Source organism: Chryseobacterium gotjawalense, from assembly GCF_030012525.1.
In the GTDB taxonomy this organism is placed as follows: Bacteria; Bacteroidota; Bacteroidia; order Flavobacteriales; family Weeksellaceae; genus Kaistella; species Kaistella gotjawalense.
In genome coordinates this window covers 1,599,008-1,613,379 of the sequence record NZ_CP124855.1, presented here as the reverse complement: position 1 = coordinate 1,613,379, position 14,372 = coordinate 1,599,008, and the positions used below count along the sequence as shown (strand labels likewise).

Here is a 14,372-nt window from a genome sequence, read left to right as displayed (position 1 = left end):
CAGCTTTAGAATCACTTAATGGAGCTCATATGGAATTGATCTGCTTTTATTTTCCTGGTTCATTTTCCTTTTTACCAGGCTCTTATTTGGGGTCAGTTAAATCCTTCCAGCACTTCCTCCACGGTGACTTTTCCAAAATACCCTGTCAGGTCAACAGCGGTCAGGAGTTCTTTTAAAGCAGAGATTTCATGCTTTTGTCCGATGAGCTGTTCTTCCAGTTCTTCAATCGGTTTTGAGGCGAAGAAGTCGCCGAATATTTTGGCTTTTTCAATGAAACCCTGTACGACGTCTAAATGGACTTCAATAAAACCAGCTGGAACTTTGATGGCTTTCTTGAAATTATAATTGGGTGAAAATCCAAAATTCCAGTCCCAGGTTTCGTATTTCTCTGCCATTAACTGATGGATTCCCTGTAGGTCTTCTGCGGTCAGTTCATACCGTTCTGCGCCCGGATTATTTTTGATGATCTCTTCGGTGAGCAGGTTTTTAAGGTGATCTGTAGTGGTGTCTTCGGGCAGATAATTGATGAGGTTGGTCACACGCGAGCGGGTAGATTTAATGGCTTTGTCGATGAATTTCAAAGGATTGACTTTCAGCGCTTCACCCAGCACTTCCATTTCGGAATTCAGCAGGATGGTGCCATGCTGAATCATTTTTCCATGGCGCGCGAGTTTGGCGTTGCCACTGAATTTTTTACCCTCTACCAATAAATCATTACGGCCTTTTAATTCTGCGGGCACATTTAACTGATTCAGCATATTGAGCACGGGTTGGGTGAAAAAAGAAAAGTCACCAAAATCATTCTGACCCAAAAGGGTATGGAAGGAAAAGTTGAGGTTTCCCAGATCGTGATATACTGTTCCACCACCCGACATCCGGCGCACGACTTTGATTTCTTTTTCCTTGACATAGTCGAGATTAATTTCGGCCAGGGTATTTTGAAATTTTCCTACGATAATCGAGGGCGCATTGACGTACAATAAGAAAATATCTTCCGTCGGGAAGCGGTGAAGCAGGTATTCTTCCGAGGCAATATTGAAATAGGCATTCTGAGAAGGGGAATCGATGAGAAGCATGTTTTTTTCTTTGGTGCAAAATTAAGGGAATTTTCTGAGATGGGGGGGATGTCGGATGCTGGGTGTTTGATGCTGGATGTGAGATGGTGAATGGAGTCAATGGTGAATTGTGAATGGTGTCAATGGTGTCAATGGTGAATTGTGAATGGGGTCGATAGTGAGTCGTGTGAATGGTGAATGGGGTCAATGGTGAATTGATATTTCTTGTTTTAGCGGTGGTTGGGGGTAATAGAATGTATTTCGATATGAGGCAAATGCAGAGTGTGGATGGTTCAGAAAATTGATGATGTTCCGAAATGTTCCGCAATCTTCCGAAATGTTCCCTTTTGGCAGGCGAAATGGCAAGTTTGGAGTGGTTGGCTTCTGGTTGGCTTCTGGTGTTGGGGTGGTTGTGGCTATAGACTGTGGTGGGTAGGGAGTGGTTGTGGAGTGGTGAAATGGTGTCAATGGTCAATGGTATATTGTAAACGGTGAATGGTGTCAATAGTGGGTGGTGAATGTTGAATGTGTGCCTCAAAAAGATTTGTGTTGTTTGATGTGTGCATGGTATCGAAAATTTTCACCGTTGGAGATCCTTTGTGGCGATAGGGAAGGGTTTTTGTGTATTAACTTGTTGAGCAGTAGCGGTTTGATTGTTAGTAAATTTTTGAAAATACAGGTTTGTATTCGAAAAAGAAGTAATTTTATACTCCAAAACACAAAGCCATGAAAAAATATTTACTTTATTTTTATAGAATAATAGTGCTCTTTGCTGTGCTGTTTTCAGCTGCAATCTGTGGGCAGATATCAATGTCAACCACAGGATCTTATCAACAGGATTTTAATACATTAATTTCTACAGGTACCGGAAATTTTACAGATAATACTACTTTGCCGAACTGGTACGCACAAAGAACAGGGACGGGTTCTACAATTGTTGCAAATACAGGCAGCTCAACCAGCGGTAATCTTTACAGCTACGGATCAGGTGATTCAGATAGGGCTTTAGGTTCATTAGGATCTGGCACCACGGGAAATTTCGCTTGGGGAACTTTGTTGCAGAATAATTCACCGTACGCCATCACCGATATCAGAATTTCTTATACCGGCGAACAATGGAGGAACTCTGCCGCAGAGGCTCAAACGGTTGCTTTCTACTATAAGATTTCGAGTTTACTGAGTTCTGATTTACAGCCAAACGTAAATGAGGGTTGGACCGCTGTCACATATCTGGATTTTACAAGTCCGGTCACGGGCGGAACAGCAGGTGTGTTAGACGGAAATAATGCTGCAAACAGAGTGGTGAAAAACAGTATTTCAATTCCTTCTATAATGCTGCCCACAGGTTCTTATATTCTGCTCAAATGGGATGATCCTGACCATATTGGAAATGATCATGGGTTATCAATAGATGATGTTAAAATTGAATGGACAGTCAACAGTGTGGCGCAACCCGAGCCCACTAATTTTCCCATCAACTTCTCCTGCGGCGTTACTACCCATTCTACGATTCCCCTTTCCTGGACAGATGCAGCAGGAACCACTCCTCCGGACGGGTATCTGATCCGGTGGAGCAGTACTTCTTATACTGACATTGCAGATCCGCAAGATGGAACAGCAGCTGCCAACGGTACAAATACACAGAATGTTTTGCAGGGAACGCAGACTTTTACTGCCTCCGGACTTTCTCCCAATACGGCTTACTTTTTTAAAATCTGGTCCTACACCAATTCTGGAACTGCGATTGATTACAAATTAGTTGGTGAGCCGAAAACGAGTTGTGCTACGCTTGCTCCGCCATGCAATTTTTCAGAGGATTTTTCCAAATCAAATGCTAAAGCGTCTTATACCGATGGCTCATTCGTGGGGAATAACTCGATTGTCTGGACTTATACCAAAGCAAGAGACGAAGGAGATTTCGGAATAAATGGGAAAGGAATCATGTTGCATACTACAAACAGTAAAATAATTTCATCCTCCATTAATAATGGCATTTCAAGTTTCACATGCAGTTTAAAAAAAGGATTTACGGGGGCTGGAAACAGGCAGGTTGAACTTTTAATCAATGGTGTATCCGTAGGAAGTTCTGTTGCCTGGGATAATGCCGATGTACAAACTTTTACAATTAATAATCTCAATATTGCCGGAAGTATTACTATAGAAATTAGAAACAGTAAAAATGAGCAAGTTGTTATTGACGATCTTTCCTGGATCTGCTTCACCGGAACACCCAAACCCAGGATCAGTATTCAGGGGAATGGCGTGACCATTACCGATGGAGATACAAGTCCCTCGGCAGTGGACGGAACCGATTTCGGCACCGCAATTCTTTCCGGTACGGAGGTCGTGAAAACTTTTACGCTGCATAATGTCGGCTCCGCAGATTTGGTATTGGATGATCCCGCAGTGGTGTTGCTGGATGGTTCGAAAGGATTTACCGTTTCTGCGCAACCTGCTGTCAACCCGATCCCCGGCTTTTCCAACCAGATTTTCAAAATCAAATTTAATAATGCTGTTCCCGGAACTTATACTGAAACAGTCATGATTGGCAGCAACGATGCTGATACTCCGGTGTATTCATTTGATGTAAAAGCGATTGTTTCTCAACCTGCCATTACCCTCGGTAAAACCGCCCTTTCCGGATTTTCGTATCCTTTTGGTCAGGGGCCTTCTGTCACTCAGAATTTTGTAGTGAACGGTGTGAATTTAGGAGAAGATATTAGAGCGGAGGCTTCCTCAGATTGGGAAATCTCCACCAACCAGACTTATGACGGGGGAAATGCAGCTCCTTTTTCCAGCATCGTATTTTCTAAATCTTTGGCCGGTGCGGTCACGAATAAAACAATTCATGTCCGCCTTAAAGATGGTTTGGAGGTTGGCTCTTATGCTGGAACCGTTAGATTAACTTCCTCCAATGCTGCGACTAAAGTAGTAATGCTCAGAGGACAGGTTGTTGCGGGAGTTTCCGATATGAAAGTTACCGGAAACGGAAGTTCTATTGCGAATGGAAGTATGAGTCCGAATGGTCTAAACAATACCCTGTTTGCCAGCCAGAATTTAGGTGACTCCCAAACCAAGGCTTTCGAAATTAAAAACCTGGGTGGTTATCCCCTTACCATCGGAGCCATCACTCTTTCCGGCCCAGATGCTTCTTCTTTTTCTGTTTTGAATGGTCCCGCAGCAGGAACGGTCCTGAATCAAAATGGAACGGCAACCTTTGAAATTAAATTTGCACCTACCGCAATTGGTGCGAAAAACGCGACCCTGTCTGTTACCAACAACGATCCAAAAGACAATCCTTACGTATTTGCGGTGAGAGGGGCAGCGACCTACTGTTCCTCTGTGGGAGAAATCATCATCGCACGGCAGAATTTTGAAACGGTGCCTGCGAGTCCTGCAATGAATTACACGCTCACCCACTTTGGCACCATTGCACCGGGACCGAATACGGGATTTTCCAGTGGAAACAGTGGCAGCAACAGTTTTCCTAAAGCCAATAATCTCTATTCGGAGGGGGCAAGAGGCTACCGGATTCAGGGCGCAGATCCCTTAGCCGAAATTCCGTCCGGTGTTACTTTCATTTTTGATGAGGTAGATACTTCCATTTACGACCATATCAATCTTTCGTTTAAGATTGCCGGCTTTTCCCTGGGAAGCACCGGTAATGGGATGGATGATTTAGATGCTTCCAACACCAGTACCGCCATTCATGCGGATAAACTGGATTATGTACTGGTGGAGGTCAGTCCGGACGGAGGTGCTACGTGGTATCCGCAGGCCAAAGTGGTGTCCGGAGAAATGAATCTGGCGTGGAGTTTTGGAAGTGCCGGAACTGCGACGGGAACCCGTGCGTATACAGCAGATAATCATTTAACCTATTTCAGTTCTACCGCTAAAAATCGCTACAGCGCAATATCTATTACCGGTCTTCCTGCGGTTGCGAAGCTCAAACTAAGAATTTCTGCGCAGGATAATGCGCTGAATGAATCCTGGATTTTAGATGATGTACGCATTACGAGTACCGGTTTGGTTCCTAAAATATGGAATGGAGCATGGTTTCCCTCTGCGCCACAAACTTCCGATAAGGCCATTATTCAAGCAGATTACAATACAGCAGACTTTGGCGGTTTTAAAGTCTGTCAGTGTGAGATCGGTAAAAAGGCGACCCTCACCGTTGCGGCAGGTACCGAAGTGAAGATTTCTGATTTCATGGTGAATGACGGCAGTGTGATTGTTCAGAATAAGGGGAATCTGATTCAGGTCAATGAAAGCGATACCAATTCGGGAGCGGGAAATTTTAAAGCCGAACAGCTTATTACCCTTTCTGCCGGGCGGCAGCAGTACAATTACCTCCATTCCCCGGCCGAAGGTTTTAACATGAAAGACCTTTATAAAAATGCACGGGACGAGAATCATCTGCCGGTCACCGCCCCATTTGTCCTCTATCACAACGAGGGAACCAATACTTTTCTGAATTCTTCCGGAGCGTATATCAAGGGTCGGGCTCTGGCGGTAAAAGAACCGGCAATTGGTTTTGCGCCGGCCCAGATCACCGCCGTTTTTGAAGGCAGGCCAACCAACGGAACTTTCATTTATACCTTGGTCAATTCGTATCCTGCCAATATTCAGCGGGGATATAATTTGATTGGGAATCCCTATTCTTCCAATATGGATCTTGTTCAGTTTTATCAGAATAATGTGGCTTCCGGAAAACTAAGCTCCACTTTTTATTTATGGGATCATAATGCCAATCTTCAAACCGCGCAGTTTGGGGATTCATACGGCGGACAGGCTTATGCACAGTTCAATGCCGCAACGCCCGCAGGAGTAGGGACTCCTGTGAAAGCAAGTGGAGATGCAGGAACATCGGTATTGAAAACTCCATCACGGTATGTAAGTGTGGGGCAAGGTTTTATGGCTAAGCTGACTGCTGCATCGAGTCAGAATATTATATTCAGTAACAGCACCAGATCGTCCGGTTCTTCTCAGGCTTATTTTGGTAAAGGGGCGGGTGGGAATTCTGAGAAAGCAGTGGATCGCTTCTGGCTCAATATGATCAGCCCCCAAAATATCGCATCCAATATCGCGATCGTTTATTCTGAAAAAGGCACCGATGGGTTTACCGAAGAAGACAGCCGTTCTATGGGCGGTTCTGATGCGCTGTACAGTTGTGTAGAAGGAGAAAAGCTGTCTGTCAACGGAAAGAGCGGTTTTATGAATACGGATGCTGTAGAATTGGGAACTGCGCATTTCGCAGCGGGAAATTATACCATCGCACTGGATAAGGCAGAAGGAATCTTTGAAGACGGCCAAAATATCTACCTGAAAGACAGGAAAACCGTTATCATTACCAGTCTGAGTCAGGGCAGTTATTCTTTTGCAGCTGATGCCGGCGAAACAACAGGTAGATTTGAAATTGTTTATCAGCCGGAAATCATTTTGGTAACCGACCGTAAAGTAAAAGAGGGAATACTGGTGTACCAGGATGCCGGGGATTTTGTCATCAGAGCCCAAACTGAGAAAATAACACAGGTTGAGGTTTATGATGCCGTTGGCAGACTTGTCTATAAAATACAACCGGAATATACCAGAGTTGTCATCCCGGGCCACTATTTTGTTCAGGGTCTTTATATTTTAAAGATCCATCAAAAAGAACAGTTGACGGTGAAGAAAATCGTGAGATAATGACCCCTGAATATTTGAATTACCCCATCTCCAACTTTATAAGAGTTGGAGATTTTTAGATTCAAACTTAATTCATTCTATAAAAAAGCTGATAGAAATTTTATCTAAAATTAACAATAGAGATTCTCTCTTTTGTTTTTGGGGATTTAATAATAATTAAATTTTCTTATGTTATGATAAGAAGTGAATGTTTTTCTATAAAAAATCCCCTTTTTTCAGACGTCTTTGTTGCGGAACGGTTGCGGACTCGTTGCGGAATGGTTCGGAAAAAAAGGGATTTACCGAAGAAGTCCCGAACAGAGCCCGAATAAATCCTGAAGGAAGGCAGGAGAAAAAGCGGAAGCAAACGGAGGTCCGAAGTCTTGTTTCTTCTGATGGACCGGCCTGTTTTGTTGGTATTCAAAGTGCATCATCTCCCGGTGAGGTATTATGAAATCCGTATCAATGTATTGTATATTATTAAGATATTATGTTAAATGATTTCATGTGGCATTGAATGATTTTTATTTGCATTAAAAAAATAAAGATAATGTATTCGTTATGTCAAAATAATTATTAGCTTTGTTGTCTGGAAATGAAGGGTTGAAGAAGTGTTTTATATTGTTATCACTGCATGACGCCGTAATTTTTGATGAAGGCAATCCGTTTTACAGGATGATCAAGTCATAAAAGCACTTTTTTAATTTCTTTTTCAGTTTAAGATAATGGGTCACGGTAATCATGACTGGTTAAAAAAATGAAGTGTAAGAAAATAGATTACACTTAACACACACACAAATGATGAAAAAAAATTACTTTCCCTCAACGGGTAGGCATTCTGCTGGGTGCTATGAATGGTCCGGATGCTGGCCATCCTGCCAATTGCTCAAACCTTTTTTCCGCCGCGAATTTTCAATAACTCCCTGAAGTGTAGAATCATCGCAATCCCCTGTGTTCGACATAGCGGGTGTCTTTTGCTGTGCGCGAAATGTACATGATGTAACCGAACCGGGGTTCTTTAGAGCCTTGCATATCTCTTGTTTTAATTTCTGATTAGCATAAATATAAACACAAACACAAATGAAAAAAATTAACTTTTTAAGAAAAACAGGGTTTCTTCTGTTCTTTTTCTTTTTCTCGCATTTTGCACTGGCACAGGCTATTGGTGATTTTAGAACTAAAGCAACTGCCGACCAGGATGATGATACCATATGGCAATTGTGCAATGGAAGCAAGGGGTCTGATGTAAATGTAATTATCTAAATACAAAATGATGACAACTACCAATATTTTTTTTATTTCTTTTAATAAGAATTTTTTATTTACCTTTTTATTTCTGCTGGCTTCTATTTTTAGCCATGCCCAGAATGTAGGGGATTTTCAAACCCGCCCCAGCGGAATTACCTGGCCGCAAAACTGGACAAGTAGTGTCTGGCAAATATATCAGTCGGATGGGCAATGGCATGATACAACTGCTTACCCTGACAATACAGCCAGAACGGTAACGATCTTAGCAGGTGCTGAAATAAATACAGACATTGCATCTGTAATCATTGGAAACCTGTATGTCAAAGGCAAGTTGAATGTCACCCGAGATTTTACTATTAAGACTTTCGGAACTGAAACTGATCCCATTTTGTTTATTGAAAATGGTACCGTTACCTTAACAGTTGGTAACACACTTTATTTGCCTGCCGAATCTAATATATTTATAAATATTGATCAAGCAACAAAAGGTATTCAAACCACAGGAGGGTGTAATGGCAATACGCGAGTAAAAATTGGTCTTGCAACTTTTTCTGCTTGTCAAGGAAATGGTCAGGGTGATGGGACTTTTTCTACAATCAATCAGGCCGCGGCGGATGGTACTGCATTTACGATTGCAGGTCCTACATTATTTTGCGCCGGTACCTCATCTGTGGGCCTTACTGGCCGTAAACTAGGTCTACAAGTAGCATCAAATATTAAGTGGGAGCTTACCGCTAAGCCCACTGGAGTAGGAACATTTGTCGTAACCAGTAGTGACAGTACCTTTCCTTTTTCTACTACAGTACCAGCTACTTTGTTTACTGCTGCGGGCGATTATGTCTTTACCTTCAGTTTTGAGGTACAGGTTGATAAGAAAACAACTAAAACTTTTCAAGATTTTGTTACGGTTTCTGTAAATGGTCCTACTTTTACATCTAGGCCAGCTCCTTCCACCACCTATTGTCAAAATGATGTGGCAACAGCTTTATCTGTTGTAGCTTCCGGTACAGGAACACTTACTTACCAGTGGTACAGCAATTCCGCTAATAATAATACAGGAGGGGCACCTATTAACGGAGCTACTGGTTCAAGTTATACACCGCCGACCAATACGGCGGGGACGGTGTATTACTATGTGGTGGTAGCGGCAGGATGCGGAGTAGTAGCGTCAAACACGGCGCAAGTTACTGTAAATGCGTCAACCGCAATAATCAACACCCATCCACTCGCAGCTTCATATTGTCAGAATAATGCGGCCATCGCAATGTCGGTTGCAGGAAAAGGTTTCACCGGATACCAATGGTACAGTAATACCACGAACAGTAATACAGGTGGAACGGCAATCAGTGGCGCAACTTCTTCCTCTTATACTCCGTCCACTGCAACAGCAGGAATCATGTATTATTATGTAACAGTGAGAGGCAGTTGTGGATCGGTAACCTCCAATACAGCATTGATTACAGTAACGGCTAATAATACGGTTGAGTTAACCTCAGCTGCGGGAACAAACAGCCAAGCGAAATGTATCAGTACTGCAATTACCCCAATTGCTTATGCTACAACAGGAGCTACGGGAGCGACAGTGACCGGACTTCCAGCGGGAGTGACCGGAAGCTGGTCAGCCAACGTGGTTACCATCAGTGGGACGCCAACAGTTTCAGGGTCATTTTCTTATACCGTTACTTTAACGGGCGGCTGTGGTGCCATCACTTCAACAGGAACGATTACAGTTACGGTTAACAATACCGTTACTTTAACCTCAGTTGCGGGAACAAACAGCCAAACGAAATGTCTCAGTACAGCAATTACCCCAATTACTTATGCTACAACAGGAGCTACGGGAGCGACAGTGACCGGGCTTCCAGCGGGAGTGACCGGAAGCTGGGCAGCCAACGTGGTTACGATCAGTGGGACGCCAACAGTTTCAGGGCCATTTTCTTATACCGTTACTTTAACGGGCGGCTGTGTTGCCATCACTGCAACAGGAACGATTACGGTGACGGCAGCGAATACATCAGGAGTGCCTTCGTCCTCTCCTACAGTGTGTATTAATACAGCAATTCCAAATGTGACGATAATGACTACAGGTGCCACCGGCATTGGTTCGGCTACAGGATTACCTATAGGAGTTTCTGCAAACTGGTCGGGAAATGTGATTACGATCAGCGGAACGCCGACGGCATCAGGAACATTTAGTTACAGCATACCATTAACAGGCGGATGCGGAAGTGTAACTGCAACAGGAACCATTACGGTTACAGCAACGAATACTGCAGGAGTAGCTTCTTCCACTCCAACATTATGTATCAATACGGCACTGATAAATATTACCCACTCCACAACAGGAGCGACAGGCATCAGCAATAGCGGAGTTTCAGGAGCGAATGGTTTGCCAGCAGGAGTTTCCGCAACCTGGTCAGCAAATGTGATTTCGATCAGCGGAACCCCAACAGCATCAGGAACATTTAATTACAGTATTACATTAACAGGGGGCTGTGGATTGGTGAGTGCAACAGGAACAATTACAGTTTTTGCCGGCAATACCGTTGGTGCTGTTTCATCTTACCCTTCGTTATGTTTAGGAAATTCCCTTACTATAACCCACGCAACTACCGGATCAACTGGTTTGGGAACGGTGACGGGATTACCTATAGGCGTTAACGCTTCCTGGTCAGGAAATGTTCTTACCATTAGTGGAACTCCAACTTCATCCGGCACATTTAATTACAGTATTGCTTTGACAGGAGGTTGTGGCACTGCAAATGCAACCGGTACGATAACCGTCAACGCCTTACCCACCGCCTCTGTCACCGGCAATAACCAAATCTGTAAAAACACGGATGCGGTATTTAATCTGACAGGAACACCGGGGGCGACAGTCATGTACAATATCAATGGAGGAGGCAACAGCAGTGTTGTTCTGGCGGGGGGAACTGCTTTGGTAACAGTACCTTTAGCAACGGTAAACCAAACACTGAATATTGTTTCAGTCTCCAACGGGACCTGTATCAATTCAACTGGCTCTTCTGCAACCGTAAAGGTAGGTGAGGATTCTGTATATACCGGAACCGTTCCCACCGGTTCATGGAGCAGAGGTCTTCCAAACGACGACGGCTTGAATGCGGTGATTGCGGGCAACTACAACACTTCGGAAGGAGATATCAAAGCTTGTAACTGTACCGTCCAAAGTGGAGGTGTCCTGGCCATCAGTGCAGGGACTTTTGCTGAATTTGAAAACAATATTACCAACAACGGAACCCTTACCGTAGAATCCGACGGTAATCTTATCCAGGTCAATAAAAATGCGGTAAACTCCGGAAATATTGTGGTGAAACGCGATATTAAATTCTCCGCAGGTAGACAGCAGTATAATTATTTGATTTCTCCTGTAAAAAATATGGGTTTAAAAGATATCTATAAGGATGAGAAAGGAAATCCAGTTGCTGTACCGTTTGTTTTGTATCATAACGAAGCCGATAACAAATTTTATAACTCTTCTGGTGCGTATATTCCAGGCAGAGCTTTGGCTGTGAAAGAAGCAACAGGTGTTTTTGCCCCGTCTACCATGACGGCGATCTTCACAGGAGAACCCATGAACGGTGATTTACTCTACAACCTGGTGAATTCCAGTACCACCAATACTAATCGGGGCTACAATTTAATTGGGAATCCTTACCCTTCCAATTTAGATCTTGCTGCTTTCTACAGGGATAATTCTGACGGTTTAAGTCCGACCTTCAATTTGTGGGACAGTACTGCCAATACCCGAACCACCCAGGAAGGAGATAATTACGGCGGACAGGCATATTCTCAATGGAATGCAGCAACCCCACCCGGAAGTGGTTCTGGAGTAAACGCGAAAGGTGATGTTGCTACGGCAAAAATACCAACAAAATATGTGAAAGTAGGTCAAGGATTTATGGCTAAAAGTTTAGTCAGTACCAAAAAGGTTACTTTTACCAACACCATGCGTTCCACCGGAGCAGCGGAAGGATTTTTTGGCAAAGAAGCAGTTTCATTTGACCGTTATTGGTTGAATCTTACAAGTCCTGCCAATATCACTTCGCAGATTGCAGTGGTGTACTTCCCGGGTGGAAATGATGCTTATACCCTGGAAGATTCCAACTCCCTTTTGGGTACCGATGCGATCTACAGTTTGGTAGAAAACCAACCGGTCTCTATCAATGGTAAAAGCAGTTTTAGGAATACCGATGTGGTTTTATTGGGGACCAACCATTTTGCCAACGGAAATTATACCATTGCTTTAGGAAATCAAAAAGACGGTGTCTTCGCCAATGGACAAAACATTTACTTGAAAGACAAACAGACCGGAGTGATCACCAATTTATCTGAAGGCAATTATACCTTCGCCTCCAACGCGGGAGAAAGTACCGGCAGGTTTGAAATCATTTATCAGCCAGGAGCGGTTCTTGCTACCGATGCCGCAACCAAGGAAGAACTGGTAATCTACAGAGACAACAGCGACTTTGTGGTTAAGGCCCAGACTAAACAAATCACGGCTATTGAAGTCTATGATGCAGCCGGAAGATTGATCTACCGTGTACAGCCCAACAGCAAAACGGCGGTGATTGCTGCAGACCGTTTAGTCAACGGAGTTTATATTTTGAAGATCAGTCAAAACGGGCAGCTCACCTCCAGGAAAATCGTGAGGTAGCCCTTTGGGATAGGGTGTCCAAAAGAGTGTTCCAGAAAACGGGTGTTTTTTATGGATATTTCCTGATGATTACAGGTGTTTTTCAGGCTTAGATATTTTGTTATCTAATTGATATTCAGTATATTTACATTTAATTATAGCTGAATTTTAAATAATGAAAAAGATCAATATCGAAGAAGAAAACACCCGTTTAAAAGAAGAAATTTTAAAATTCCAAAAAGCAAATAAAAAGCTGTCTGAAGAATTGGAAAAATCAAAAATACAAACCGATCAATTAAAGAAAGAATTAAAAAAAAACGACGCTCGAAAAATAATATTGAGCAAAGAACAAGAACAATTACTTTTGAACCTATCAAAAGACATCGGTATTCCGAATTTATTGTCCGATTAAGCAGCCTGCTTTACACTCGTGTTAACTGTGGTTTTCGGCAAGTGGTGAAAATTTTGGGTGTAATTGATGACGCCTTTAGTGGTTTTTTAGGTAAAATTCCTTGCCATAATACCATTGAGAATTGGGTAAAAAAAAGCGGATTAAAAGCTTATGAAACATCCGGAGAAGAATTGCAAGGAACGCAATATGCCCAAATTGTTGATGAAAGTATGATGATTGGTAGCGAGAAATTGCTTCTCACGCTCGGAGTTCCGGCTTATCATCAGGGAAAACCTTTGGATTGTAGTAATTCTCACATCCTCAATATAGCGGTGGCGGAGAGTTGGAATGGCGATAGAATCGGGAAACAGCTCAAAACAGCGGCTCAAAAAATAGGGTACAATCCGCTCTACGTTATTAGCGACAATGCTTCTGTGATGAAAAAAGGAATAAGAGTTGCAGAATTGTGCCATCAACTTGATATAAGCCATTCCTTGGGTATGTTTTTGGAAAGAACCTACAAGAAAGAGCCTGATTTTGTAGCCTATTTAAAAGCAATGGCGGATTGTAAATTTAAGTTCTGCATGAAAAAAATAGCTTATCTACTTCCTCCTACACAGCGCACTGTTGCTCGTTTTCTTAATATTTCACAATGGGTCAACTGGTCATCGAAAATACTTGCTGTTTATCACACTTTGAATAAAGAGGAACAGAAAGTATTCTCGTTTATTCCCGCAAATGCATCACTGATAGATGAATTGACTGAGGTTATAAAATGCGTAAACAGTATTGAAAAACGCTGCAAAAACAAAGGCTTATCGCAGCAAACAGTAAGTAAATGCCAACAAGAAATCAAACGACATCTTTTGTGTGGCAGCTTCAGGATGATTGCGTTGGGAGAATCGATATCCAAATTCCTTGCGCAGGAAGTTATAATAATAACCTCCAATGCAGCCCATCATAATTCTTCAGATATCATTGAATCTATTTTTGGTAAATATAAAGCTCGAAAATCTCCCAATAAATTAAACGGAGTAACTTCATTTGTCCTATTTTTACCACTTTACACGAAACTTAGCAATAAAGCCATACAAAAAGAATTTAACTTCAAAAAAGCCTTAGAAGACACGCTATTATCACAAATAAAGGTTTGGGAAAAAGAACATCTCACCAAAAATCTCACCCAAATGCGAACAAAATGTTTCCAAAATGCAGCCTGATTTGAGGAACATACAATTGGACACCCTACCTTTGGGATATCACCCTATACAAAGCCGGACGTACTGTCCGGCTTTTTTGTTTGATGAGGTTCAATCGAACTAATCACTTTTATTTTGGAGACTGCTTTATCCGGCCTGAA

At 42.7% G+C, this 14,372-nt stretch carries 6 protein-coding genes; 5 read left to right on the top strand and 1 reads right to left on the bottom strand.

Annotated features, from left to right (window positions below; genetic code table 11):
• Positions 1 to 92: 92 nt before the first annotated feature.
• The gene (locus tag QGN23_RS07360) at positions 93 to 1,076 is read right to left on the bottom strand and encodes a lipoate--protein ligase (protein WP_282906331.1); all 984 of its coding nucleotides are present in this window, start codon (positions 1,074 to 1,076) and stop codon (positions 93 to 95) included.
• A gap of 705 nt (positions 1,077 to 1,781) precedes the next feature.
• Between QGN23_RS07360 and QGN23_RS07355 the strand changes: the two genes are divergently transcribed.
• The 5 genes from QGN23_RS07355 to QGN23_RS07335 all read left to right on the top strand — a co-directional run bounded on the left by QGN23_RS07355 (position 1,782) and on the right by QGN23_RS07335 (position 14,232).
• A complete protein-coding gene (locus QGN23_RS07355; protein WP_282906330.1) occupies positions 1,782 to 6,740 on the top strand; it encodes a choice-of-anchor D domain-containing protein in 4,959 nt (1,652 codons plus the stop codon).
• Positions 6,741 to 7,799: 1,059 nt separating this feature from the next.
• Complete coding sequence (locus QGN23_RS07350) at positions 7,800 to 7,982, top strand: hypothetical protein (RefSeq protein ID WP_282906329.1); 183 nt, start codon at positions 7,800 to 7,802, stop codon at positions 7,980 to 7,982.
• A 7-nt stretch (positions 7,983 to 7,989) separates the two neighbouring features.
• Complete coding sequence (locus QGN23_RS07345; protein WP_282906328.1) at positions 7,990 to 12,642, top strand: T9SS type A sorting domain-containing protein; 4,653 nt, start codon at positions 7,990 to 7,992, stop codon at positions 12,640 to 12,642.
• Between the two features lie 154 nt (positions 12,643 to 12,796).
• Positions 12,797 to 13,033, top strand: coding sequence for a hypothetical protein (locus QGN23_RS07340; protein WP_282906327.1), 237 nt, complete (start codon positions 12,797 to 12,799; stop codon positions 13,031 to 13,033).
• Positions 13,034 to 13,086: 53 nt separating this feature from the next.
• Positions 13,087 to 14,232 carry a hypothetical protein gene (locus QGN23_RS07335; protein WP_282906326.1) on the top strand — a complete coding sequence of 382 codons (1,146 nt, stop codon included), beginning with the start codon at positions 13,087 to 13,089 and terminating at the stop codon, positions 14,230 to 14,232.
• Positions 14,233 to 14,372 lie beyond the last annotated feature (140 nt).

Excerpts from the sequence above, each read along its gene's own strand:
- QGN23_RS07355 (WP_282906330.1), top strand. The coding sequence starts at position 1,782 with ATGAAAAAATATTTACTTTATTTTTATAGAATAATAGTGCTCTTTGCT.
- QGN23_RS07345 (WP_282906328.1), top strand. The coding sequence starts at position 7,990 with ATGATGACAACTACCAATATTTTTTTTATTTCTTTTAATAAGAATTTT.
- QGN23_RS07360 (WP_282906331.1), bottom strand. The coding sequence starts at position 1,076 with ATGCTTCTCATCGATTCCCCTTCTCAGAATGCCTATTTCAATATTGCC.
- QGN23_RS07340 (WP_282906327.1), top strand. The coding sequence starts at position 12,797 with ATGAAAAAGATCAATATCGAAGAAGAAAACACCCGTTTAAAAGAAGAA.
- QGN23_RS07350 (WP_282906329.1), top strand. The coding sequence starts at position 7,800 with ATGAAAAAAATTAACTTTTTAAGAAAAACAGGGTTTCTTCTGTTCTTT.